This window comes from Paraburkholderia sp. 35.1, assembly GCF_050436525.1.
Classification (GTDB): Bacteria; Pseudomonadota; Gammaproteobacteria; order Burkholderiales; family Burkholderiaceae; genus Paraburkholderia; species Paraburkholderia tuberum.
The window spans coordinates 313,166-335,636 of the sequence record NZ_JBNDMJ010000002.1; the positions used below are offsets into that span (position 1 = coordinate 313,166).

The window sequence follows — 22,471 nt, forward strand, 5'->3', positions numbered from 1 at the left end:
GTTCTGGCGCCCGCGCGCACCTTCCCGACGTCTCTGTCGACACACCTGTTCCCGACCCTCGGCATCCTGAATCGACTTGCGACACAATGGTTTGCGTGCAATCCATTTGCACGCTCTTTTTGCCGAGATGAATCATGACCCAGCGCCCCGCTCTCCCCTTCACGCTCGACGAGCAACTGTGCTTCGCGCTCTACTCGACCTCGCTCGCGATGACGAAAGCGTACAAGCCGCTGCTCGAAAAGCTCGGACTCACGTATCCACAGTATCTGGCGATGCTCGTGCTGTGGGAAACCGACGACGTCACCGTCAAGGACATGGCCGCGCGCCTGAATCTCGATCCGGCGACGGTCACGCCGCTGCTCAAGCGCCTCGAAGCGCAGGGACTCGTCGAGCGCGCGCGCGGCACCGACGATGAGCGCCTCGTCTACATTCGCCTGACGGGCGCGGGCAAGGCGCTCAAGCGTCAGGCGCGCGACGTGCCCGGCGAGATCTTCTGCGCGACGCAGCAGACGGCGGACTTCCTGCTGCGTCTGCGCGACGACCTCACACGCCTGCGCACGACGCTCAACGACTTTATGGACCAGTAGCGCGATAGTTGAAAAGGACTAGTTCCGGTTCCATCGAAAAATTAATTTGTACACAAATTATTTGTGTACTATCTTGGTCATCTGTCGCTTCGCTAGCGCTTCGCCAGACCGGCGAACCGGCAGCCAGCGGCAAACAAGCCAACCCTGACACCCCAGACTAGGAACCGCACCATGAACATCCTCTACAAAGCAAGCGCAAGGAGCACCGGCGGCCGCGACGGCCGCGCCGTATCGTCGGACGATGCATTGGACGTGAAGCTGGCGGCACCGCGTGAACTCGGCGGAAATGGCGCAGCAGGCACGAATCCCGAGCAGCTGTTTGCAGCCGGCTACTCGGCCTGTTTCCTGAGCGCCATGAAGTTTGTCGCCGGCCAGCGCAAACAGGCCCTGCCGGCCGACACGCAGGTTTCCGCCGACGTCGGCATCGGTCCGAACGACAAGGGCGGCTTCGCGCTCGACATCGACCTGCGTATCACTCTGCCGGGTCTGGCTGCGGACGCTGCCAGGGAACTGGTGGATGCAGCGCACCAGGTCTGCCCGTACTCGAACGCTACGCGTAACAACGTCGCGGTTCGTCTGCACGTCGCTTGAGGTCAGGTCGGCCGTTGCGCCGATCAGCAATGCTCAAGAAGAACCGCTCACGGCGCATTACCCGGTGCCGTCGCGAGCAGCGCCCGCACCCTGCACAATAGGGCCGGGCGCTGATTGTTTTCGCGCGCGCGGCACGCATCCTGCGTTGCCGGTCCTCGACCACCTTCAGCCCGACTGCCTGTCCCGATGACACGCGCCCGCCGCCTGCACGACAGCTTCGACTCCGGCCTCGTCTGGTTCCGCCGCGATCTGCGCAGCACCGATCATGCCGCGCTGTACTACGCGCCCAAGCATTGCGAGCGTATCTGGTGCGTGTTCGTGTTCGACACGACCATCCTGCAGCCGATTGTCGATGCCCGGCAGACGCGCCATCCAGGCGAGCCGGTGCAGGATCGCCACACTCGACCAGTTCGGCTTCGCGCCTGGCAACCTGACGGACTTTCAACTGCCCGCCGGCATGAGCGGCGCCCAACAGCTGCTCGACGATTTCCTCACGCGCATCGACAGCTACGCGGAACGGCGCGATTTCCCCGCTGCGAAAAGCCGAGCTATCTGCCGGTGCATCTGCGCTTCGGCACGGTGTCGATCCGCACATTGGCGCGGCTCGCGTACGAGATGTCGCTGCAACCCGACGGCAAAGGCGCCGCGACGTGGCTGTCGGGACCGATCTGGTGGGATTTTTACTTCATGGTCCTCGCGCACCACCCGCGCCTCGCGAAAGGCGCGCCGTTCAAGCCGGAATACGAGCAGTTGCACACTGGGAAAAAGGCCGCTCGGCCGACGCAGCGTTCGCCGCCTGGTGCGACGGCCGCACCGGCTATCCGCTCGTCGATGCCGCGATGCTGCAGTTGAACCAGACCGGCTATATGCACAACCGTCTGCGGATGGTCACGGCAAGCTTCCTCGCGAAGGATCTCGGCATCGACTGGCGGCTCGGCGAGCGATACTTCGCCGATTTGCTGAACGACTTCGATTTCTCGGCGAACAACGACGGCTGGCAGCGGGCCGCCTCGACCGGCTACGGCGCGCAACCTTACTCCCGTATTTTCAATCCGGTCACGCGATCCGAAAAATTCGACCCCGACGGCGCTTTATCAAACGATATCTACCGCAGCTCGCGAACTTGCCGGCAAAATGGATTCACGCGCGGTGGCTGGCCGGCGCGGAGCGGCTCGCGGAATTCGGTGCATGGTACTGGGCGGGAATTTCCCGAACGGATCGTCGACCAGGCACAGGCCCGCGAGCGCACACTGGCCTGATACGGAAAGTGAGTGCCTGCTCACATTATTGAATAAGAAAGTCTGAAGGGGGCGAAGATGCGCCGTCTGCCGTCGCTGCTCGTGTTTTTGATCCTGACGCTGGCGGCCGGCTGGGCCGCGAGTCTGTCTCTGCCGGACGCGTGGTACACGGGCCTGCAAAAGCCTGTGTTCAATCCGCCGAACTGGGTTTTCCCACCGGTCTGGACCGTACTTTACGTGCTGATGGCGTTTTCCGCGTGGCGCGTGTGGAAGCGCGACGGCCTGACCGCGGCGATCGTACTGTGGGTCGTGCAGCTGGTGTTCAACGCCGCGTGGATGTGGCTGTTTTTCGGCCTGCATCGGCCGGAGACGGCGCTGATCGACATCCTGATTCTGCTGCTACTGATCGTGATGCTGACGTATGTGTTCTGGCGGCGCGATCGCCTCGCGGGCATTCTGCTCGTGCCGTATGTCGTGTGGGTCGCGTACGCCGCGCTTTTGAACTACGCGTTGTGGCAGCTGAATCCGGCTGCTTGAGTGGAGTCTGCCGAGCGGTCGCGAAGGCCGCGCGATGAGAAAAGGGGAGTGCGCGACACGGGCACTAGCCTGATCGCCAACCCCAAACACCAGCGCCTCACCACGCGCCGATGTTCCGATTGCTGACGGCCTGATGCCGATTACAGGCAGTCGGCTTAGCCGTAGTGCTGGCTCATCCACGACGGACGCGCGTTCGTCTCTTGATCGAGCTTGCGCATGCGGAATTCGAGATCGTAGAGATCGGTCGCTTCAGCGAGATAGGCATCAGCGCGCTCCTTCGCGAGCTGGTCCGGCGACTTGGTCAGAAACAGGAACAGGCGGCTGATCAGATACATGGTTCACCTCGGCAATGATAGCTAGGCGGTTACGCCTAAGGGATAACCCGTATTATAGGGAAAACCCTGATTTCATGCCACTGCTCATTTTCGAGGTGTTGCTCGGACGTCACCGCCCGACCGACGATGCCGCCAATCCTTCCGCGATGCGGCCCGCATCCGCACGACGCTGATGCCGGAAAAACTCCCACAGCATGGCGCTCGCGTCCGGGCCCTTGGACGAATGGAAGGGCAGCGCATCGTCGCCGCCAGCCCACGCGTGACCCAGCCCCTGCACACGACAAACCCGTACCACGCGCCGCCCGCCGCGCAGATAATCGCGCATCACGACGCCATTTTTGCGGTCCTCGCGCGTCTCGCCGGCTTTGCGCGCGCCGTTTGCGTCAATGAGGCGGTTCAGACGCAGAAACTGTGTCGCCAACTGGTCCGCGTTGACCGGCGCCACCACATGGTCGGCATCGCCGTGGACGATCAATGCCGGCATGCCCGGGTATTGCGCGACGTTCGTGGTTTCGTCGACGAGTTCCGCCGGCTCGCGACGCGCGCCGCGCCGCATCACGTCCATCGCGGTAATGCCGGAGCGCGCCTCGCCGAAAGCGGGGCCGGAATGCAGCGCGACCGCGGCGAAATGCCCGGGGTACTTGACGGCCAATAGCGCGGTCAGCCCCGCGCCCGCCGAAATCCCCGCCACGTAGACACGCGCGCGGTCAAAGCCGTGCTGCTCGACCAGCGAATCCACCAGCGACACGACCGCGCGCGCTTCCGCGCCGCCCGCGTTATCGCCGGCATCGTACCAATGCCAGCAGCGGTGCGAGTGCGCGTGCTTCGATTGCTCCGGATACACGACCGCGAAGCCGTGGCGGTCGGCGAGCAGGTTCATGCGCGTACCCTCGGCGAATTCGTCGATCGACTGCGTGCAGCCATGCAGCATCACGACCAGCGGCATCGCCTCATGCGCGTGCCCGGACGGGATATAGAGCCCGTACTGCAGGTGATTGACCAGCCGGCCCGGCGCGGCCGGCGCGGAATGGAACGAGCGCGTCCACGCGCCGCTCGCCCACGCTGCCGCGCGTGGACGCACGCGCGACTCGCGCGGCGCTTCGCGTTTCATCGGCGTGCGTAGCGCGGCAGCCGGCTTCAGTGGATGAGCCTTGCTCGACGGTTTCGTGGTGGCGGCGCGAACCGGTCGCGCCTGCGCTCGCTTGGCGGTTTTTTGCGCGTGTTCGGTTTGGATCGCGAGCAGGCGCTTGAAACCACGCAGCCAGATTTTCGACAGGCTTTTTGCCATCGGCGATAACCTCGCAAAAGAGACAAATGCGGACCCCAAAACTGCGGATCAGATGAAGTTGTGCAATGCACAATAACATCATTTTTCCTGCGGTGCTGAACACAGCGCCGCTCTTCATGCCCCATTTCGATCGTCGCGAACCTTGCCGGGGCCCTGTCGTCAAACCACCTCGATAGCCGTTCGGCAGCCCACATTCGGCGTGCAAAAGCGCTGTGCGCCGCAAGACCGTCGCGCGACACCCGACTATACTGGCGGTTGATCTCCCGACCTGTCGATCCGGGCCGCATCGGCGTTTCGTGCCGGCCGCGCGCCGATTTCCACCAACCCGATTTCACGCGACCCGCGTCGCGCTCCCGCCATGCCCGATTTACCGATCCACCTGTGGTATTCGATCACCAGCCTCGGCGGCGCCGGCTTGACGCTGCCGCTCGCGCTCGCCATCGCGCTGTGGTTGGCGGTCGGCTACTCGTGGCGGCTCGCGGCCTGCTGGCTCGCGCTGCTCGGTACCGCGATCGGCGTCGTGACCGTGACCAAGCTCGCCTTCCTCGGCTGGGGCGTCGGCGTGCGCGAGCTCGATTTCACCGGCGTCAGCGGTCACTCCATGCTGTCCACGGCCGTCTATCCGGTCGCGCTGTTTTTGATGCTATTGCCCGCGCGCCGCGCCGTCCGGCTGCTGGGCGTGCTCGGGGGGCTTGCCGCCGGCCTGGCGGTGGGCTTGTCGCGCGTCGTGCTGAGCGCGCATTCGCCGTCCGAAGCCGTGACTGGCTGCCTCGTCGGCGCGCTCACCGCGCTCGTGTTCGTGCGCATCGCGTGGAATGCGGAGCCGGGCCGGCTGTCGGCGCTCCCGGTCACCGTCAGCCTGATGGTGCTGGCAATCCTGATGCACGGCGTGCACGTGCCCACGCAGCGCTGGGTCACGCATATCGCATTGAAGGTGTCCGGCCACGACCGGCCGTTCATTCGCGCGACATGGCGGGCCCCACGCTACATTCGACCGTCGGCCGCGCCGCTGTCGCAAACGCGCAATACGCTTGAGCCGATGCGCGCCTCGGACATCTGAGCACGCTGCGCCGGCCCTTCCGCCGCGTTTTCAAGCTTCCTTTTACAGTTTCGTAGCACTTCCCTCGCTTCACGCCATACGTGAAGCGCTGCGCCGAATCGACCGTTTCGCCCACCGCTATAACCGCGCATATATTACGATAGCGTTTTTAAGCCACTGCTTCCCGTTCACGTCAGACTCCAGGTCCTTCATGACACGCTCTTGCCATCTGAAGCAGTACGCGCTGTGCGTCGCAGCCGCCGCCCTCGTGGTCAGCGTGAATGCCCACGCCGATGAACTGGTGGTCTCGGCCGCCGCCAGCCTGACCAATGCGTTCAAGGCGGTCGGCGACGCGTTCGAGCAACAGCATCCGGGCACCAAGGTTCTGTTGAACTTCGGCGCGTCCGACGTGCTGATGCAACAGATCGTCAAAGGCGCGCCCGCCGACGTATTCGCGTCCGCGGATCAGAAGGCAATGGACAAGGCCGCCGCCGAAAAGGTGATCGTGCCGTCGACGCGGCGCGACTTCGCCGCCAACTCGCTGGTGCTGATCGTGCCAGCCGACAGTCATTTCGCGCCCGCCAACCTCAACGCGCTGACGACCGCGCACGTCAAGCGCGTCGCGTTCGGCGATCCGGCCTCGGTGCCGGTTGGCCGCTACACGCAGGGCGCGCTTCAGGCCGCCGGCGTGTGGGACGCGGTCAGCGCGAAGGCGGTGCTCGCGTCGAACGTGCGTCAGAGCCTTGATTACGTCGCGCGCGGCGAAGTCGACGCCGGCTTCGTGTTCGGCACCGATGCCGCGATCATGCCCGACAAGGTCAAGATCGCGCTGAACCTGCCGACGCAAACGCCGATCAGCTATCCGATCGCGCAGGTCGAAGGCAGCCATCACGCGGCCGACGCGCAAGCCTTCATCGACTTCGTGCTGTCGCCGGCCGGCCAGGCGGTGCTCGCGAAGTACGGCTTCAAGCCGGCGCATTGATTCACGGGGAGAGCACACGCTCATGCAACAGGCCTGGGTTCCGCTGCTGCTATCGCTGAAGGTCGCAGGCTGGGCCACCGCGCTCACTCTCGTGCTCGGCGTCGCGGCCGCGTTCGGCCTGTCGCGCTGGCGCTCCAGCGCGCGCGACGTGATCGATTCGCTGCTGATGCTGCCGCTCGTGCTGCCGCCCACCGTGCTCGGCTATTACCTGCTCGTGCTGCTCGGCCGACGCGGCGTGATCGGCGCGTGGCTCGACCGCTTCGACATCCAGCTCGTCTTCACGTGGCAGGGCGCGGTGATCGCGTCGACGGTGGTCGCGTTTCCGCTCGTGCTGAAGTCCGCGCGCGCCGCCTTTGAGGGCGTCGATCCGCAGTTGGAGCGCGCGGCGCGCACGCTCGGCGTCAGCGAAGCCGCGGTGTTTTTCCGCGTGACGCTGCCGCTCGCCGCGCGCGGCATCCTCGCAGGCGGCCTGCTCGCGTTCGCGCGCGCGCTCGGCGAATTCGGCGCGACGCTGATGATCGCGGGCAATCTGCCAGGCCGCACGCAGACACTGTCGGTCGCGGTCTATTCGGCGGTGCAGGCCGGCGACGACAGCACCGCCAACTTCCTCGTGCTCGTGACATCGGTCGCGTGCGTGACGATCCTGCTGCTCGCGGGGCGTGTCGTGCCGCAGCACACGCTTCTGAGAGCCCGCTGACATGCCGCTCAACGTCGCCATCCGCAAGACCTTCGAGACCGCCGAGCGGCGCTTCACGCTCGACGTCGCGTTCAGCGCGAGCACGCAGCGGCTCGTGCTGTTCGGGCCGTCGGGCGCGGGCAAGAGCCTGACCTTGCAGGCGATCGCCGGCTTGCTGCGTCCCGATGAAGGGACCATCACGCTGCACGGCACCACCTTGTTCGATAGCGCGGTCGGCATCGATCAGAAGCCGCAGGCGCGCAAGATCGCGTATCTGTTTCAGGACTACGCGCTGTTTCCGCATCTGAACGTGCGGCAGAACATCGGCTTCGGGCTGCGCCGGGGCTGGCTCAATCCGCGTGCGCGCGGCGCGCATGCGCAGGTCGATTACTGGCTCGATGCGCTCGAATTGAGGGGCTTGGCGGGCAATCACCCGGCGCAGCTGTCGGGCGGGCAGAAGCAGCGTGTGGCGCTCGCGCGCGCGCTGGTTTCGCAGCCGCGCCTGCTGCTGCTCGACGAGCCGTTTTCCGCACTGGATAGTGAGTTGCGCCAGCGCATGCGACGCGAGCTATCGGACCTGCAAACGCGGCTCGATATTCCGATGGTGCTGATCACGCACGATCCGGACGACGTCGCCGCATTCGGCGATCAGGTCGTGCAGGTCAGCGACGGACGCGTGCGCGAGGATCATCCGTTCGCAGGATATGCGCGCAGCGAGGCGTCGCCTCGTTGAGCGGGTGGCATTGCGCCTTCGTTACGCCCCGGCAACCTCAATCCTTCACGCCAAGTATCACGCTCGACGCCTTGAACACCGCGACCGCGCTCGCGCCTTCCTGCAAACCGAGCATGTCGACGCTGCCATTGGTGACGACCGCCGTGACCACCGCGCCGCCTTCGAGCCCCAGCGACACTTCCGCGTTCACCGCGCCGCGCTTCACGCTGTGCACGGTGCCACGCAACTGATTGCGCGCCGACAGGTTCAACGGCGCATCGCGATCGCCATCACCCGGTACGAGCAAAACGACCCACGACGCCTTGATCAGCGCAAACGCCGCCACGCCGACCGCGAGCCCGAGGGCTTCGGTGCTCTCGTGCGTGAGCACGGCGACGATCGTGTGGCCGCCGGGCAGCGCGAGCGACACTTCGTCGTTGACGGTGCCGCGCTCGATCGCCGACACCGTGCCGTAGAACTGGTTGCGCGCGCTCGTCTTCACGCCGATGCGGCCGATCAGGTCCCAGTCCGTCGCGAAGCCCTCGCCAATCGCCGCGCCCGCGCGTTCGAGAAAGCGCCGATGCTCGCGCTCGACCGCGCGAAACGTCTCGATCAGCTTCACCGCGCGCGGCGTCAGCGTCGTGCCGCCGCCGCCCTTGCCGCCGGTCAGACGCACGACGAGCGGCTCGCCGGCGAGGTTGTTCATCGTGTCGATGGCATCCCACGCGCCTTTGTAGCTGATGCCGACCGCCTTCGCCGCGCTCGTGATCGAGCCGGTCTCGCCAATCGCCGCAAGCAGCGCGATGCGGGCCGCGCCGCCGAGCGTCTGCGTGCCCGCCTGAAACCAGACGGAGCCGCCGAGTTCGAGGGCATCGCGGCGAGGATCGGGGCGCTCGATGGTCATGGCAGAGAGTGATTGAGGGTACGTGGCAGGGCGGCGAATCATTATAGCGACGCGCTCTTCCGCCGCTGGCCCCTACGCTTGCCGTTCACCACGGCACGACTCTGCCGAGGTAATCGAGGTAATGCAAACCGGCACGGCCCTCGTAAGCGTCGATCGTGCTGACCAGGTTCGGGATGCTTTCGTCGATGCTCAGACGCGCGTCCGGCCCGCCCATGTCGGTTCGCACCCAGCCGGGCGCCATCAGCAGCAGGGTTCTGGTATCGCTTCGATGACGCGCGGCAAAGCTGCGCATGAACATGTTGAGCGCGGCCTTGCTGCCGCGATAGACCTCGTAGTTGCCATTCTCGTTGTTGGCGACGCTGCCCTGCCCCGACGACATCACGCCGATCGTGCCAGTCGGCCGAACGAGATCCTGCAGCGCCTCGACGACCCGCATCGGACTCAACGCGTTCGTCACCATCACGCGCACGAATTCGTCGGTCGATACATCTGCGATCGTTTCACTATCGTCGTTCTTGACGCCGGCGTTGACGAACAGCAGGTCGATCGGACGTCCTTCGAGGCGGCCCCGCAACGCGGCGACCTGTTCGGGCATCGTGATGTCGACCGTTTCGACTTCGAGTGCGTCATGTGACGCCGTCGCAAGCTGAAGGAGCCTGGTCGTGGAATTTTGCCTGCCGGTCGCGATGACTCGCCAGCCGCGCTTCAGATACTCCTCGACCATCGCGAAGCCGAGGCCGCGCGAGGCGCCGATCAGAAGCACGGTTTTTTGCTGGTTTGCGGGTTGCATGGAACGTTTCCTGTCGATGGACTCGGGTTAAAGCCGGTCCAGGAAATATAGTCCCGCGTGATACAGCGCGGAAGATGCAATGCTTGCACTTACCGACCGTGAATCGTCGACAATGAGCAAGCGCCCGAACCAAGAGACCGCGCGATGTCACCCTCTCGTGAATACTGGTTCCCAGCCAAACGCTATGGCTGGGGTTGGGGCCTTCCCGTGCGCTGGCAAGGATGGCTGACGCTGCTCGCGTATGTCGTGTTGCTCGGGGTGGTCGTTTTCCGGTTTCTGGAGTTGACCCGCTTTCGTGGACACCTATCCTTTGGAACAGGAGGTGTCCATCATGGGAAAGCACCGCAACCCTTACCCTCCCGAATTTCGGGCGCAGATTGTCGAGCTGGTCAAGGCCGGGCGCACACCTGCATCACAGCCAGCGTGCGCCCTTGGGTCGGCCGTATTCCCGCGCTTTCGAGCGGCAGCCAGTCGATCTGATTCTTGAATACGGCCGTGAGATTGCCGTGGCGTTCCGGGCTGCACCAAACCTGCCCCTCCGACCACTCGGACAGCTTGCGCAGTTCGACGACCTTCGGATGATCTGCCGGGACGCTATCGGCGAGCGGCAGGCCGTGCGGGTCGAATACCCGCGTTTGCGCTCCGAAATGACGGAGGATGCGCTCGGCTTCGAGCGTCAGCAGCCGGCTATACGACGTTGCTCGCAGCGACCCGTAAAGCAGCAGGATGCGTGGCGGATGCGTTGAAGTGGTCACGGGTGCCAGCTTGTCCACGTCCGGTATATCGAGGTGAATAGGGCTGACGTTCGGCAGATCACTCATCACGATCCGTTTCTCCCCAAGTTGGGCGCGGCGTTCCGCTGCCCTGATTCGTACCATGCTTGCGAACGGTTCACGACCCCCACGACGAGCAGCATCACGGGGACCTCGATCAGAACCCCAACCACCGTCGCCAGTGCGGCACCCGAATGAAAACCGAACAGGCTGATGGCCGTGGCCACGGCGAGTTCGAAGAAGTTGCTTGCGCCAATCAGACTCGACGGGCCAGCGACGCAATGTGCGACGCCCAGCTGGCGGTTGAGCAGGTAGGCCAGTCCCGAGTTCAGAAACACCTGAATGAGGATTGGCACGGCGAGCATCGCGATCACCAGCGGCTGCTCAACGATCTGCTGACCCTGAAACGCAAACAGCAGGACCAGCGTCACGAGCAAGGCGCAGATGGACCAGGGACCGAGACGGGCAACGACGCTACGGAAATGCTCTTCGCCCTTTCGAAGAAAGCGTTGGCGCAGCAGTTGCGCGAGGATGACCGGGATCACTATGTAAAGGCCAACCGAAGCGATCAGTGTGTCCCAAGGCACTGTAATCGCGGACAGCCCGAGCAGCAACGCGACGAGTGGCGCGAACGCCACGACCATGATCGAGTCGTTCAGCGCGACCTGCGACAGAGTGAAATACGGGTCGCCCTTGCACAGCTGCGACCACACGAAGACCATTGCCGTGCACGGCGCGGCGGCGAGCAGGATGAGACCTGCGAGGTAGCTGTCGAGTTGCTCGACGGGCAGCCACGGCCTGAACACGTGACGAATGAACACCCAGCCCAACACGGCCATCGAGAACGGTTTGACGAGCCAGTTGACCGCGAGCGTCACGCCGATGCCGCGCCATTGGCTGCCGACCTGCTTCATCGCCGAGAAGTCGATCTTGATGAGCATCGGGATGATCATCACCCAGATCAGCACGCCGACGGGCAGGTTGACGTGCGCGACTTCCATGCGCCCGAGCGCCTGAAATGCGCCCGGCAACAACTGGCCGAGTATCACGCCTGCCACGATGCACAGCGCGACCCACACCGTCAGATAGCGCTCGAAGAAGCCGATAGCCGGGTGCGCAGCTGCACGAGCCTCAGCGCGACTCATTGGTTTCCTCTGCCGGACGCTCGCCAATGGCACGCAATTCGCGCTGGATTGCGTCGTGGTTGAGCGCGTGCAGCGGCAGGTTCACGAATTGGCTCACGCGATTCATGATCTGTCGATAGACGTTGTCGAAAACTTCGCGCTTCTCGTCGTCGGTTCCCTGGCAGGCTGCGGGATCTTCAAAGCCCCAGTGTGCGCTGATCGGCTTGCCGGGCCAGATCGGGCAGACCTCGCCCGCGGCCTGATCGCATACGGTAATGACGAAGTCCATCTGCGGCGCGTCGGGCGTTGCGAACTCGTCCCAGCTCTTACTGCGCATCCTGGCGGTGTCGTAGCCCAGTGCCGCGCATTTCTCGATCGCGAACGGATTGACTGCGCCGGATGGATGGCTGCCCGCGCTGTACGCGCGAAACTGTCCTTTGCCGAGCACGTTGAACAGCGCCTCGGCCATGATGCTGCGTGAGCTGTTGCCGGTGCAGAGAACCAGTACGGAATACGGTTTGCCGCTCACGTGCGGCTCCGAAATGAAATGCTTGTCTGGGACGGAGCGCAGCAGGCTGCCGCGGATTCGTTTGCTGCCAATGCCTGGGTATGAGATTGCCCATAGATGGGAGCCGATTCGAGGGTCAGAAAGGTTTCCCAGGCCACGCCTTGCGGATCGACGGTCCACGCCTTGTCCGACTTCGCGTAACAGCATGTCGTGCCGCTCTGGTGCTGCACGGGAACTTCAGCGGCGGCGAAGCGCGCGTTCATCTCTGCCAGTTCTTCATCGGTTTCGACCTGGATGCCAATGTGATCGACGCCAGGTTTCGCCCCGCGTTGCGAGATCGCGAAGTTCACGACGGGGTCGCTCAACTCCCACTTGCAGTAATCGCTCTTGATGACCGTCGGCTCGACGTTGCCAAACATCGCGCTGTAGAAGCGGATGCTGTCGGCAAGATTGTCCACAGCCACGTGAATGTGCATGCGTTTCATGTTTCGTCTCGACAGCAGTTGGAAAGGTCGCTCGCGGCGCACGATGCACCGGAGCAGCAGTTCTCTGTGAGGAAGCCGATCAGCGACGTCATCGCGTCGAAGTTTGCGGTGTAGATGACGAAGCGCCCTTCCTGTCGCGGACTCACCAGTCCGGCGTGTGTCAGGTCTTTCAGGTGGAATGAAAGGCCGGAAGGCGAAATGCCTAACTGCTGCGCTATTTCGCCAGCCGCCATGCCTTCGGGGCCGGCAACGACGAGCTGGCGAAAGATCGCGAGACGGGATTCGTGAGCGAGCGCGCCGAGCGCGCGTACGGCATTGATCGTGTCCATAACGACACTATATCCGCCTCACCGTTATATTTTAATATTTGTTGAAATGTCGCAATTTGGTCGGTGGTTCGCTCTTTGTTGACGCATGGCGCTAGTCGGGACGGCTTGCGTACTGCGCAATCCCATTGCCGAAGGATATGCAATATAACATTCGGTGAAAACCGCTCAAAGGCAAGCCAAGCAACGATTTGGCAGGATCCTTGAGGCGCGCGACAGGCGGCGGCGCACCGTCGAAAGGCGTGCGTCTGGACACCGGCCACATGCGGACACCTGCACACGCTTTCAGCTGGCCGTTCGAACGTCCAATCCGCACAGAAAAACGGATCTTGGCGCACGCCTCACAGCACTCGCGCCATCGACGTTTGCGGGCAGCCGTCAACTGTTTGAGGTAGTGAGCGATGCCAACTCATCGCAGCATCGCTTCGACAGAAGATAGGGGTCAACTAGGCGTCGTTACTTGACTGTCTCATCTTGCTCCGGGCGCAATCCGCAACTTGGAGTCGTGCCAGATTTGGCTAGCGTGCCCGCAATCTCGACCCGAGACGCCGTCACGCCAGACGGCTCCGCCGCCAAATTTCGTGACCTCTCCGGGCTCTGCAAAACGTCGTATAAGACGTAAGAACAGGCGTGGTGTCGTTTTCAATTTTCGGAGTTTGCCGAGTTTTCGACCCATTTACCTGACGATGCAAAACTAGTTAGGCGCTGTCGCGTCGTGTTCAGGTATTGGTCGCCATCCATCTGACGCAAACGTGCGGTGAGTTCCTTGGCATATTCGGCTGCCTTCATGCGAGCTTCGCCATCACCGTGGAATCGATGCACCACCCTCACTTCGCCCTCGGCCAATGTACAAATAGGAAATAGATCATCGCTATCGATTGAACTATCTAATCGCAGCAAGATAGCCCGCGCACTGCCTAGATACTCAAATGCAATGATCTCGTCATCCAATTTTGGCGCAATTATAAGTAGCTGTTGCGCGAAGGCATGTTCTGTGTGCGGCATTCGATACGCCTCGCACGCGACCCGCAGCTTTTCAAGGGCTTCATCGTCCTCCCCAAAATCACGGTAGCAAAGGCCGTATTGGAGCCAAAACATTCCGTCTCGCTCAAATTTCTTTTCAAGAGATTGATAAAGACCCAAGATAACCTTCTTTTTCCCGTGGAGCACGTTTCGAAGGAAATTATGATTAATAATGCCTTTGTAAATCCGAGCCTCTTTTTTGCTGATGTGCTGAATCACAGGCGCGGGGTAGATCGAGAACGCCCCCAGCAAAGCTCTTACCGCGCGCTCAGTAAGTATTGGATCTACAATCTTGTCCATCAAATAGCGAGCATAAATCGGATGCCGAACCGAGTACTTTCCGCCTTCGGCGCGCACAATTCCGGCAAGATTTTCTAAGAGCGAAGGTGCCTGTCGTAGCAGCCCCAGTTGTATGAGCGTGCGATTAAGTAATTCAGTTGGCACGAAAGCCCTGTTAACCGTCGCGAGTCCGATTATTAACATAAATATTCGATCATTATCGGTGTGCAAGGATCTGTAGTCTTTCTGGATTATTTTTTCATATCCTATTCCAGCAGTCGCTTCCCACAAAGCGATGAGTAGCTGTTTCCGCGAACGAATCATAAGTTCGTCAATTCGAGCCTCCGGCGTCAGTTTGCCAAGTCTTGTCCAAGATCCATACTCTTGAATTTTTTCTAGCAGCTTGATTGCATCTCCATGAGAAAATTCGCTGATGACAACTTCCTTGGCCGCAAACCGACGAAGCTTGCTTTTGGTCTTTCTTGCCCAAACATTCTCTCGCTCTGCGCCAATAACGTAGATGCGCGAGACTTGTCGGTGTGAAAGCGCAACGACTAAATCATCGGAGAATGCATCGAGGTTGTCGATCGCGACATAAATTCTCTTGATGTTATCAGTGCACGCTTCTTCAATCGCCTTTAGTGTTCCGAGAAGGTCATCTACAGGTTCAGCTATATGATAGACGGCTTGATCGAGCCTAACGGATAAGCGGAGGGCGACTTGCATCAACGCGGTAGACTTTCCTGACCCAGCCGGCCCTACTATCGGAAGGATGCAGGCACTTGGAGTCAGATTATCAAGTGCAGACAGGATAGCTTGCAGGACGTCCAATTCCGCTGGAACCTGATTCAAAATGTCATCCCACGTGGGATAAAATCCTTTGTAAAAGTCGCGAATTTGCCCGTCTGAAACGTTAGTCGTTTCGCGCGGCAAGAAATCAGGTCTAACCAACGTGACATTTTCAAACAAGGCGGCATATCCGGGCGCCTTCGCTGCATCGCTCTTGAGCACAGCGAGCTGTGGGATGCTCTCCGTAGCAAGATCCCAGGCTAAGATGGGTTTTTTGAAGTTTGAGTTTAGCCAATTTGTAAAATCCAGTAGGGTTCCACTAATATGAAAAATATTATAAGAGGCTAAATCTATTCTTTGAATCTCCGACACACTCGGCGTCAGGGCAAAACTTACTCCGTTTTTCTTTCCATTGATTTCTTTATACCTCTCGATATGGAACTTGAGTAACGGTTCGTCAAGTTTCGTTCCCACGAATAGAAAAGGATTTTCCACAAAATCTGACGCGGTCTGCTCATACCACGGCAGTGCCTTGCCGGTAGCTTTAGCGTATTCCGCCGAGGAAAATATTATTCCATCGCTCAGTCTGTCAATCGATCCATTTAGCTTAATATAGTCCAAGCGTTCAAAAACTTGATCCTGATTCTTGATGCTATCGCTTGCAATGAACGTCTCAACGTTCTGCTTTGAGCGCTGCGCCAATGCTTTGTCCAAAGCATCGTCAATGTTCAGCGTGTAGATGCGTCGCCAAGCGAACTCGGCAAGAGCCAGATACTCTGGGGAAGGACGGGCGTGCCGAAATTTGCTTTCCAAAAAAGTATCTAGCCTAGACTGCAATTTTGATCTAGCTGCAGAATAAACGACTGACAAACTTTCTTGTTCGTACGGCAAGGCAGCCTCTGCGGCCAGAGCCTCCGCGAGTTGTACGCCGTCTAAGAGGGGGGCGCCAGTCCGGGATTTGCAACTCTTCGAAGCACCTGCCCCAAGGAACAGTGTGAGTCGGCCTGTTGTCAGCGCAGCCTTTATGTCTTCGTTCATTTTGCTGTTCTCTGCCAGGGCGTTCGCGCATTCTGGGAGCTAGAACGGCCCTAGCGTAATGATCGGTGTGTTCTATGATTTTGTTGCAACGTGAGAACGATGCTTTTGAGATCGTAGCATGGGAATTCCAGAGCTATGCCAAGAGCGAAGTTCTGACGCTGTGGATGCCACCAATTCTCCTGCACGGTCGCGTATGGCAATTTTTAAGTTGGGAGATCCGTGCATGCCGGGAGAAGGCGACGCGCAAGATGGTCCGTACACGTCTGCGTGATGGTTTGTAGCCCGAGCAAGCACCAACGCCTGCGATTGCTCAAATGTCCGTTAGGCATCGGCGGACGAAACCGCTCGCGCGGTAAGGGGCTCCGGCCAACGTTAGTGGTCCCGGAGAGGAAACCGACTCTGTTTTCATGTTGAAGGGCGAGGCAATCCGCCTCGTCGTTCAACGGGAGCAGAGCCATGACTCACACCAGCCAGGATATCAGTCCGCTGCGCCAGCGCATGATCGACGACATGCGCATGCGCAAGCTCGCACCGAAGACGCAAGCCGGTTATGTCCGCGTGGTCCTTCAGTTCGCCGCGTTCCTCGGGCGCCCGCCCGGCACCGCCACCGTCGAGGACCTGCGGCGCTACCAACTGCATCTGGTCGACCACGGCATCTCGCCCGTGTCGCTGAATGCCGCCATCACCGGACTGAAGTTCTTCTTCGACATCACGCTCAACCAGCCCCAACTGATGGCGAGGATGCAGCCGGTGCGCGTGCCCCGCACGCTACCGGTCGTGCTCAGCCCTGACGAAGTGGCCCGGCTGATCGCCGCCGCCGGCAACCTGAAGCATCAGACGGCGCTGTCAGTCGCCTACGGTGCCGGGCTGCGTGCCAGCGAAGTGGTGGCACTGAAGGTCGGAGACGTTGACAGCCAGCGCATGACGCTGCGTATCGAGCAGGGCAAGGGCCGCCGGGACCGCTACGCGATGCTCTCGCCGGTCCTGCTCGAACGCCTGCGTGTCTGGTGGCGCGTGGCCCACGCGCAGGGTCGCATGCTCAAGGGCGGATGGCTGTTCCCGGGGATGGATCCCGTCGACCCGCTGACCCCGAGGCAACTGAACCGCGCCATCCATGCCGCCGCCGAGGCCGCGAACATCGACAAGCGCGTGTCCATGCACACGCTGCGTCACAGCTTTGCGACTCACCTGCTGGAACAGAAGGAGGATATCCGCGTGATCCAGGTCCTGCTCGGGCACCGGCAGCTCGAGACCACCTCACTCTATACCCAGGTGGCCACCGACCTGCTGCGCAAGGTGATCAGCCCGCTGGACCGCCTGCCTGCCGGGTAGGCCAGCACCGCGCGGAGCGTCCCGTGCTCGAGGTCGCGGACATCTTCCGCGTCCACGGGCCAGCGTGGCGACAGACTGTACGGCTGAGCCTGGGACAGCTGAAGGTCATGTCGGCCATCGAACAGTGCCGCACCGCGGCGCTGGGTGGACATGTGTTGCGCTGTTCCGGCTGCGCAAAGCTGGAGATCTCCTATGACTCGTGTCGCAACCGGCATTGCCCAAAGTGCCAGGCGAGCGCCGCACACCGGTGGCTCGAGGCACGTCAGGCCGACCTGCTGCCCATCGGGTATTACCACGTGGTCTTCACGCTGCCCGCCACGATCAGCGCGATCGCCTGGTACAACAAGGCGGTACTCTACGGCCTGCTGTTCGATGTTGCCGCCGAGACCCTGCGTACCATCGCCGCCGATCCGAAGCATCTGGGCGCGCAGATTGGCGCGACCCTGGTGCTCCATACGTGGGGCTCGTCACTCACACACCATCCCCACATCCACGGCATCGTCCCCGGTGGAGGCCTGTCACCCGACGGTGAGCGATGGGTCGCCTGCCGGCCCGGTTTCTTCCTGCCGGTGCGTGTGCTCTCGCGACTGTTCCGGCGCCGTTTCCTGGAAGAACTCGCAGCAGTGCATCGTCGTGGCCAGTTGCGGTTCTTCGGCGAGTACGCCGCGCTCGCCGATCCTGCGGTCTTCGCCCAGTGGCTCGCGCCGCTACGCGCCTGTGAATGGGTCGTGTATGCGAAGCGGCCGTTCGCGGGACCCGAGGCGGTGCTCGCCTACCTGTCCCGCTACACGCATCGCGTGGCCATCTCCAACCAGCGGCTCGTTGCGCTCGACGAGCGCGGGGTCACCTTCCGCTGGAAGGACTATCGCGCGAAGGGGCGCACCCGCTACAAGACCATGACCCTGGGCCCTCACGAGTTCATGCGTCGCTTTATATGAACGCGTCCCGTTTGCAACAGTTTTCGTGTGTTCAGACAGACAGGATGGGCTGCAGCTTTATATCCGGCCTTGTTGCAGCCGGTATTGCTGCTGCGGGCCTCTATGAAATACGCTGACTCGCACCTCATTTCCTGCGCGAGCTCGAAGCTCGACGGCGCATTCAGGTTTAGCGAGTCCCGGTCCTACCTGGTTTGTCATCACACTCGATTGCTGCGCAACCTTTCGACGTTCACCCTGTGTTAACCGTTGATCTTCTGCTTCGCGTGAACCATTCAGACGGGCTTCACGCTCACGTAGGCCTTCTGGTACGGCTGGTCATGGGCCAGCACAGCCCAGATCGTCCGCGCCATCTTGTTCGCCAATGCAACGACCACCACATTCTTTGGTCGCCGCTTCATCATCTGCTCGACCCACTCGCCGGGCTCCTTTGCGTGCTCTATTACGCTACGCGCGCCGTGGATCAGCAGTGTCCGTAAATAGGTGTCGCCTCTCTTGCTGATCCCGTGCAGGTTCACTTTTCCGCCCGAGCCGGTCTGCTTCGGCACGATGCCAACCCATGCGGCAAACTCCCGCCCCGAACTGAATGCTTTCGGATCACCCATCATTGAGACGGCTGCCGTTGCCGTCAGCAGCCCGACGCCGCAAATTTCGCTAACCGCTTTCACCGCCTTGTCGTCCTTCTTCCACTCGCGCATCCGGCGCTCGATCTCGGCAACCTGTTCGTCCAGCTTCGCCAGTCCATTCCACTGCTCGCGAAACGTATCGATCAGCACGGCAGGCAGGCGCTCCGCGATCCGTTCGAGCACGACCGGTATCTCTTTGTTCAGCTTGTTCCGGCCCTTGCTCATGATCTCTCCATATTCCATCAGCAGTCCACGCAGGTTGTTGATCTGCATCGTGCGAAATTTGATCAGCTGCTGCCGCATACGGTGTAGCGCCAGCATCGCCTGCTGTATCTCGGTCTTCACCGCGACGGCCTTGCCGGGTTGCTGCACAGCCATCCAGATTGCACGGGCGTCTGCCGCATCGTTCTTGTTGCGGATGTTGAACGCCTTCACAAACTTCGCCGGCATCAGCTTTACCACGTGACCCATGTTCGTAAGTTGCCGGGCCCAGTGGTGCGATCCGCCGCACGCCTCCATGCCGATCAGGCACGGAGCCCGGTTCGCGAAGTACTCGAGAAACTTTGCCCGCTTGATCGGCTTGTTCACGATTTCTCCGGTTTCCTGATCGACGTAGTGGACCTGAAACACCGACTTCGCAATGTCAATCCCAACTGGCGTAAGCTTCACGACGGATCCTCCGGTTTGCCTGGAAACTTCGTATTTTCCACGTAGGCACATCGGCCTGTGAGGATCCAGCTTCCTTTGCGCTCATATACTCGGGTGGGACGCGTTCATTTCATTTCCTGCTACGTGTACTGCCCAGCGGCTTCCACCGCATCCGCCACTATGGCCTGCTCGCCAATCCCGTGCGGCGGCACAATCTCGCGAAGATACGCGGGCTGCTGCATGTCACGGCCACCGGCGCGCAGGCCGCCGCTGCCAATGCACCACCTGGCAATCTCCCGCCGCGCTTCATCTGCCGGCACTGCGGCGCGCCGATGGTCATCATCGACATCCTGCAGCGCAGCGCACCGATCCGCGCACCGCCCGCACAGCGAGCCGCAGCATGAGTGTGAGTGTTTCGAGACGTCCAGACCGACCGTCGGCTCTCCGGCAACGGGACCCGATAGCGGACGGTTGCGCCCCTCGCCCGGATCGCGCGGTTTCGCGCTCCGCGCACCGCCAGAAACACCAGCCGGCCCCCTTCGCCAACGTGCATCCTCTCGACATCAACCCGGTTCACCTGACCTCACCGTCATTCCGACGTCACGTGCGACCGCTCCAATCCCCATAGCGATACAGGTTCCGGCCGCACCGGGACACTCCGCGGTTTCCTCCATCGGGGTTTGTACGACGCCTGCCCGCATGCTCCTGTGGCGCGCGCCCATGTGCACGGTCAAGGGCAGGCATACTACAAACCTAAACAAACGCTGCCGTTCATCTCGTGAGTCTCCAACGGCAGAAGTGGGTTGCCGTTGCCGCCGCCCGCGTGGCTACAACTGAGAGCAGTACTGGCAAAGACCATTCCCAAACGACCAGTTCTCCTTCTCGACCTCGACGAGATTGATGAACACATCCTCGGGCCGCACGCCCGGCGACTTCCCGAGTTCATCGACGATGCGCCGGTACAGCGCCTTCTTCTCCTCGACCGAGCGCGTGTTGCTAACGGTCAGCTGGATCACGACGAGATCGTCGCCGCGCTCGATATTCTGGTACTGCCGGTCATAGATCATGTTGTCGGGCGTGTGCTCGGTGATCAGCATGAACATGTCGTCCTTCGGCACGTTGAACGTGTCCACCAGCGAGCGCTGGATGCCGGCGCTCAGCGCCTGGCGGTAATCGGCCGGCTTGCCGGCGCGCAGTGAGATCCGGGTGAGCGGCATGATGGGCTCCTTGTTTGCGGTGTTGGGTTGAACACAGCTTAGGCGCGCTCGGTCATAATAAACAGATATCTCTGTCTATTTCATCCATTTCCATCCGAAATGAAAGTCCTCGATCTCGATGCGGTGCGCGCCTTCGTGCTGGTCGCCGATCTGCGCAGCTTCACGCGCGCCGCGGACGCGCTCGACACCACGCAATCGGCCGTCAGCCTGAAGCTGAAGCGACTGGAGGCGCACCTAGGCAAGCAGTTGCTGGAGCGCACGCCGCGCATCGTGCGTCTGTCCCCCGACGGCCACGCGTTTCTCGGCGCCGCGCGCGAGTTGCTGAACGCGCACGAGCGCGCGCTCGGCGCGCTATCGGTGGAGCGGCGACGGCTCGTGCTCGGGCTCAGCGAGCACGTTGCGGGCTCCGATCTGCCGCACCTGCTCGGCCGGCTCAACGCACACGATCCGGGCCTCGTGGTCGAGTTGCATATGGGCACATCGGCGGCGTTGCTCGCGCAGTTCGACGAACGCCGGCTCGATGCGGCGATCGTCCGCTACGGCGCCGACGAACCGCCGCGCGATGACGCGCAGACGCTGTTCAGCGAACCGCTCGGTTGGCTCGCGACGCCGACATGGCTGCCGCGAGTCGGTGAGCCGCTAGCGCTCGCGCTATTGAGCCCGCCGTGCAACGTGCGTGAGGTCGCGTTGCACACGCTGACGGCGGCGGGGATCGCCTGGCAGGAGGTGTTTGTGGGTGGTGGCGTCGCGGCAGTGGGCGCGGCTGTGGCCGCTGGGCTCGCCGTGTCGCCGCTCGCGCGTCGGGTTGCGCCGCGCGGTCTGATCGACGTCGGCGCGCGGCTCAGCCTGCCGGCGCTGCCGGAATCGCGTGTGACGCTGCATTCGCGCGTGCGCGAGGCCCGCTCGGCGGAAACGCTGCGGCTGCTTGCAAACGGCCTCGCCACGGCGTGACGCCACGACCGATGCCACACCGCGCCGCGCCGCTCGAAGCAGCCTTAGTGGATGATCGGCGGCAGCGAACCGCTGCTGGCGGTCGCCGGATTGGGCACGGAGCCCATCGGCGCGATGTCGCTAACGTTTGCGGATGCGTCCGACGAAGTCCGCACGGCCGGTTTGATCAGATTCGCACGGGAAATCGCGGGCTTCGCCGCGACCTTGTCCACATGCGGACGCGCGGTGTGAGCCGCCGCGAAATCGGCGTGCACGACCTTGCCCTGAGCCGGCTTCGCGTGCGCCAGTTGCACATGTGGCTGCGCGTGCTTCGCGGTCTGCGCGGTCACGGTGGCGTGCGACCGGTTCGGGCCCGACGCCGCGACTTTCGTACCGCCTTTCACGTTCCCGCCCGCCACGAGACGTTTGACGCCGTTCCCATGCGCCGCGAGTTTGCCGCCGTGGGCCGCGCCGGCCGACGCGACATGGGTTGCCGCGTGCCGGGCGCTCGCCGTCTGCCGCGCATGCGCACCAGCTTTGGTCTTGATTCCGCCCTTGGCGCCCGCCTTCACTTTCACCGCCTCGGGTTTTTTCCGCGCATGCGCCTGCCGGGTAACGTGTCCGCTCGCGATATGCCCGCTCGCCTCCGGCGGATTCCACACTTCCCCATAACCGGCAGCCAACGCCACCTCCGACACACACCACACGGCCAGCGCCGCTGCTACTGCTCGAACCCGCATCTGCTGCTTCTCCTGATCG

Annotated in this window: 24 protein-coding genes and 3 pseudogenes; 14 read left to right on the plus strand and 13 right to left on the minus strand. The window is 62.1% G+C overall.

Features of this window, described 5'->3' with window-relative positions; all coding sequences use genetic code 11:
- Positions 1 to 134: 134 nt before the first annotated feature.
- From OKW27_RS07275 to OKW27_RS07295, 5 genes are all read left to right on the plus strand, one after another.
- Positions 135 to 587, plus strand: a complete 453-nt coding sequence (locus OKW27_RS07275; protein ID WP_090808388.1) for a MarR family winged helix-turn-helix transcriptional regulator — start codon at positions 135 to 137, stop codon at positions 585 to 587.
- Between the two features lie 171 nt (positions 588 to 758).
- Positions 759 to 1,178, plus strand: coding sequence for an organic hydroperoxide resistance protein (locus OKW27_RS07280; protein WP_090808386.1), 420 nt, complete (start codon positions 759 to 761; stop codon positions 1,176 to 1,178).
- 186 nt (positions 1,179 to 1,364) lie between these two features.
- Positions 1,365 to 2,030, plus strand: a complete 666-nt coding sequence (locus OKW27_RS07285; protein ID WP_429333053.1) for a deoxyribodipyrimidine photo-lyase — start codon at positions 1,365 to 1,367, stop codon at positions 2,028 to 2,030.
- Entirely contained in the window at positions 1,919 to 2,437 is a 519-nt protein-coding gene (locus OKW27_RS07290) for an FAD-binding domain-containing protein (protein WP_429334564.1), read from the plus strand. Before OKW27_RS07285 ends, OKW27_RS07290 begins: the two co-directional genes overlap by 112 nt.
- Before the next feature lie 57 nt (positions 2,438 to 2,494).
- A complete protein-coding gene (locus OKW27_RS07295; RefSeq protein WP_090808383.1) occupies positions 2,495 to 2,953 on the plus strand; it encodes a TspO/MBR family protein in 459 nt (152 codons plus the stop codon).
- A gap of 155 nt (positions 2,954 to 3,108) precedes the next feature.
- On the opposite strand, the gene OKW27_RS07300 is transcribed toward OKW27_RS07295, so the two are convergent.
- Complete coding sequence (locus tag OKW27_RS07300) at positions 3,109 to 3,288, minus strand: DUF3563 family protein (protein ID WP_090808381.1); 180 nt, start codon at positions 3,286 to 3,288, stop codon at positions 3,109 to 3,111.
- Positions 3,289 to 3,397: 109 nt separating this feature from the next.
- On the minus strand, positions 3,398 to 4,576 hold the full coding sequence (locus OKW27_RS07305) for an extracellular catalytic domain type 1 short-chain-length polyhydroxyalkanoate depolymerase (RefSeq protein ID WP_429333054.1): 1,179 nt from the start codon (positions 4,574 to 4,576) through the stop codon (positions 3,398 to 3,400).
- Positions 4,577 to 4,934: 358 nt separating this feature from the next.
- On the opposite strand from OKW27_RS07305, the gene OKW27_RS07310 reads away from it, so the two are divergent.
- The 4 genes from OKW27_RS07310 to OKW27_RS07325 all read left to right on the plus strand — a co-directional run bounded on the left by OKW27_RS07310 (position 4,935) and on the right by OKW27_RS07325 (position 8,006).
- Positions 4,935 to 5,636: a phosphatase PAP2 family protein gene (locus tag OKW27_RS07310; RefSeq protein ID WP_090808376.1), complete on the plus strand. Its 702-nt coding sequence runs from the start codon at positions 4,935 to 4,937 to the stop codon at positions 5,634 to 5,636.
- A gap of 190 nt (positions 5,637 to 5,826) precedes the next feature.
- Complete coding sequence (gene modA / locus OKW27_RS07315) at positions 5,827 to 6,597, plus strand: molybdate ABC transporter substrate-binding protein (protein WP_429333055.1); 771 nt, start codon at positions 5,827 to 5,829, stop codon at positions 6,595 to 6,597.
- Positions 6,598 to 6,619: 22 nt separating this feature from the next.
- Positions 6,620 to 7,294 (plus strand): molybdate ABC transporter permease subunit, encoded by a 675-nt coding sequence (modB, locus tag OKW27_RS07320; protein ID WP_429333056.1) that lies wholly within the window; start codon positions 6,620 to 6,622, stop codon positions 7,292 to 7,294.
- 1 nt (position 7,295) lies between these two features.
- The gene (locus OKW27_RS07325) at positions 7,296 to 8,006 is read left to right on the plus strand and encodes a sulfate/molybdate ABC transporter ATP-binding protein (protein ID WP_429333057.1); all 711 of its coding nucleotides are present in this window, start codon (positions 7,296 to 7,298) and stop codon (positions 8,004 to 8,006) included.
- Positions 8,007 to 8,043: 37 nt separating this feature from the next.
- On the opposite strand, the gene OKW27_RS07330 is transcribed toward OKW27_RS07325, so the two are convergent.
- The 8 genes and pseudogenes from OKW27_RS07330 to OKW27_RS07365 form a co-directional block, all read right to left on the minus strand.
- Positions 8,044 to 8,889 (minus strand): TOBE domain-containing protein, encoded by an 846-nt coding sequence (locus OKW27_RS07330; RefSeq protein WP_429333058.1) that lies wholly within the window; start codon positions 8,887 to 8,889, stop codon positions 8,044 to 8,046.
- An 85-nt stretch (positions 8,890 to 8,974) separates the two neighbouring features.
- Positions 8,975 to 9,679: an SDR family NAD(P)-dependent oxidoreductase gene (locus OKW27_RS07335; protein WP_184036122.1), complete on the minus strand. Its 705-nt coding sequence runs from the start codon at positions 9,677 to 9,679 to the stop codon at positions 8,975 to 8,977.
- Positions 9,680 to 10,080: 401 nt separating this feature from the next.
- Positions 10,081 to 10,503: pseudogene (locus OKW27_RS07340) on the minus strand (NAD(P)H-dependent oxidoreductase); the annotation flags it as partial.
- Positions 10,500 to 11,597: an ACR3 family arsenite efflux transporter gene (gene arsB, locus OKW27_RS07345; RefSeq protein ID WP_429333059.1), complete on the minus strand. Its 1,098-nt coding sequence runs from the start codon at positions 11,595 to 11,597 to the stop codon at positions 10,500 to 10,502. The gene arsB and the pseudogene OKW27_RS07340, both read right to left, overlap by 4 nt.
- Positions 11,584 to 12,105, minus strand: coding sequence for an arsenate reductase ArsC (locus OKW27_RS07350; RefSeq protein WP_429333060.1), 522 nt, complete (start codon positions 12,103 to 12,105; stop codon positions 11,584 to 11,586). The genes arsB and OKW27_RS07350 overlap by 14 nt, the downstream gene beginning before the upstream one ends.
- Positions 12,102 to 12,569, minus strand: coding sequence for an ArsI/CadI family heavy metal resistance metalloenzyme (locus OKW27_RS07355; RefSeq protein WP_090808359.1), 468 nt, complete (start codon positions 12,567 to 12,569; stop codon positions 12,102 to 12,104). The genes OKW27_RS07350 and OKW27_RS07355 overlap by 4 nt, the downstream gene beginning before the upstream one ends.
- Positions 12,566 to 12,898, minus strand: a complete 333-nt coding sequence (locus tag OKW27_RS07360; RefSeq protein ID WP_018424160.1) for an ArsR/SmtB family transcription factor — start codon at positions 12,896 to 12,898, stop codon at positions 12,566 to 12,568. The genes OKW27_RS07355 and OKW27_RS07360 overlap by 4 nt, the downstream gene beginning before the upstream one ends.
- A gap of 639 nt (positions 12,899 to 13,537) precedes the next feature.
- Positions 13,538 to 16,024 carry an SIR2 family protein gene (locus OKW27_RS07365; protein ID WP_429333061.1) on the minus strand — a complete coding sequence of 829 codons (2,487 nt, stop codon included), beginning with the start codon at positions 16,022 to 16,024 and terminating at the stop codon, positions 13,538 to 13,540.
- A gap of 74 nt (positions 16,025 to 16,098) precedes the next feature.
- Here OKW27_RS07365 and OKW27_RS07370 point away from each other — a divergent pair, with 74 nt between their 5' ends.
- The 3 genes and pseudogenes from OKW27_RS07370 to OKW27_RS07380 form a co-directional block, all read left to right on the plus strand.
- Positions 16,099 to 16,305 carry a hypothetical protein gene (locus OKW27_RS07370; protein ID WP_429333062.1) on the plus strand — a complete coding sequence of 69 codons (207 nt, stop codon included), beginning with the start codon at positions 16,099 to 16,101 and terminating at the stop codon, positions 16,303 to 16,305.
- Positions 16,306 to 16,480: 175 nt separating this feature from the next.
- Positions 16,481 to 17,356 carry a tyrosine-type recombinase/integrase gene (locus tag OKW27_RS07375; protein ID WP_429333063.1) on the plus strand — a complete coding sequence of 292 codons (876 nt, stop codon included), beginning with the start codon at positions 16,481 to 16,483 and terminating at the stop codon, positions 17,354 to 17,356.
- A gap of 23 nt (positions 17,357 to 17,379) precedes the next feature.
- A pseudogene (locus tag OKW27_RS07380) lies at positions 17,380 to 18,291 on the plus strand (IS91 family transposase); the annotation flags it as partial.
- A 275-nt stretch (positions 18,292 to 18,566) separates the two neighbouring features.
- Here OKW27_RS07380 and OKW27_RS07385 read toward each other — a convergent pair.
- Positions 18,567 to 19,586, minus strand: a complete 1,020-nt coding sequence (locus OKW27_RS07385) for an IS110 family transposase (protein ID WP_429332134.1) — start codon at positions 19,584 to 19,586, stop codon at positions 18,567 to 18,569.
- 113 nt (positions 19,587 to 19,699) lie between these two features.
- On the opposite strand from OKW27_RS07385, the pseudogene OKW27_RS07390 reads away from it, so the two are divergent.
- Positions 19,700 to 19,969 (plus strand): annotated as a pseudogene (locus tag OKW27_RS07390) (transposase); the annotation flags it as partial.
- 423 nt (positions 19,970 to 20,392) lie between these two features.
- Here OKW27_RS07390 and OKW27_RS07395 read toward each other — a convergent pair.
- On the minus strand, positions 20,393 to 20,782 hold the full coding sequence (locus tag OKW27_RS07395; protein WP_429333064.1) for a tautomerase family protein: 390 nt from the start codon (positions 20,780 to 20,782) through the stop codon (positions 20,393 to 20,395).
- Between the two features lie 99 nt (positions 20,783 to 20,881).
- Here OKW27_RS07395 and OKW27_RS07400 point away from each other — a divergent pair, with 99 nt between their 5' ends.
- Positions 20,882 to 21,733 carry a LysR family transcriptional regulator gene (locus OKW27_RS07400; RefSeq protein WP_090808355.1) on the plus strand — a complete coding sequence of 284 codons (852 nt, stop codon included), beginning with the start codon at positions 20,882 to 20,884 and terminating at the stop codon, positions 21,731 to 21,733.
- Between the two features lie 44 nt (positions 21,734 to 21,777).
- Here the strand turns inward: OKW27_RS07400 and OKW27_RS07405 are convergent, their stop codons facing one another.
- Positions 21,778 to 22,452 carry a hypothetical protein gene (locus OKW27_RS07405; RefSeq protein ID WP_429333065.1) on the minus strand — a complete coding sequence of 225 codons (675 nt, stop codon included), beginning with the start codon at positions 22,450 to 22,452 and terminating at the stop codon, positions 21,778 to 21,780.
- Positions 22,453 to 22,471: the final 19 nt, after the last annotated feature.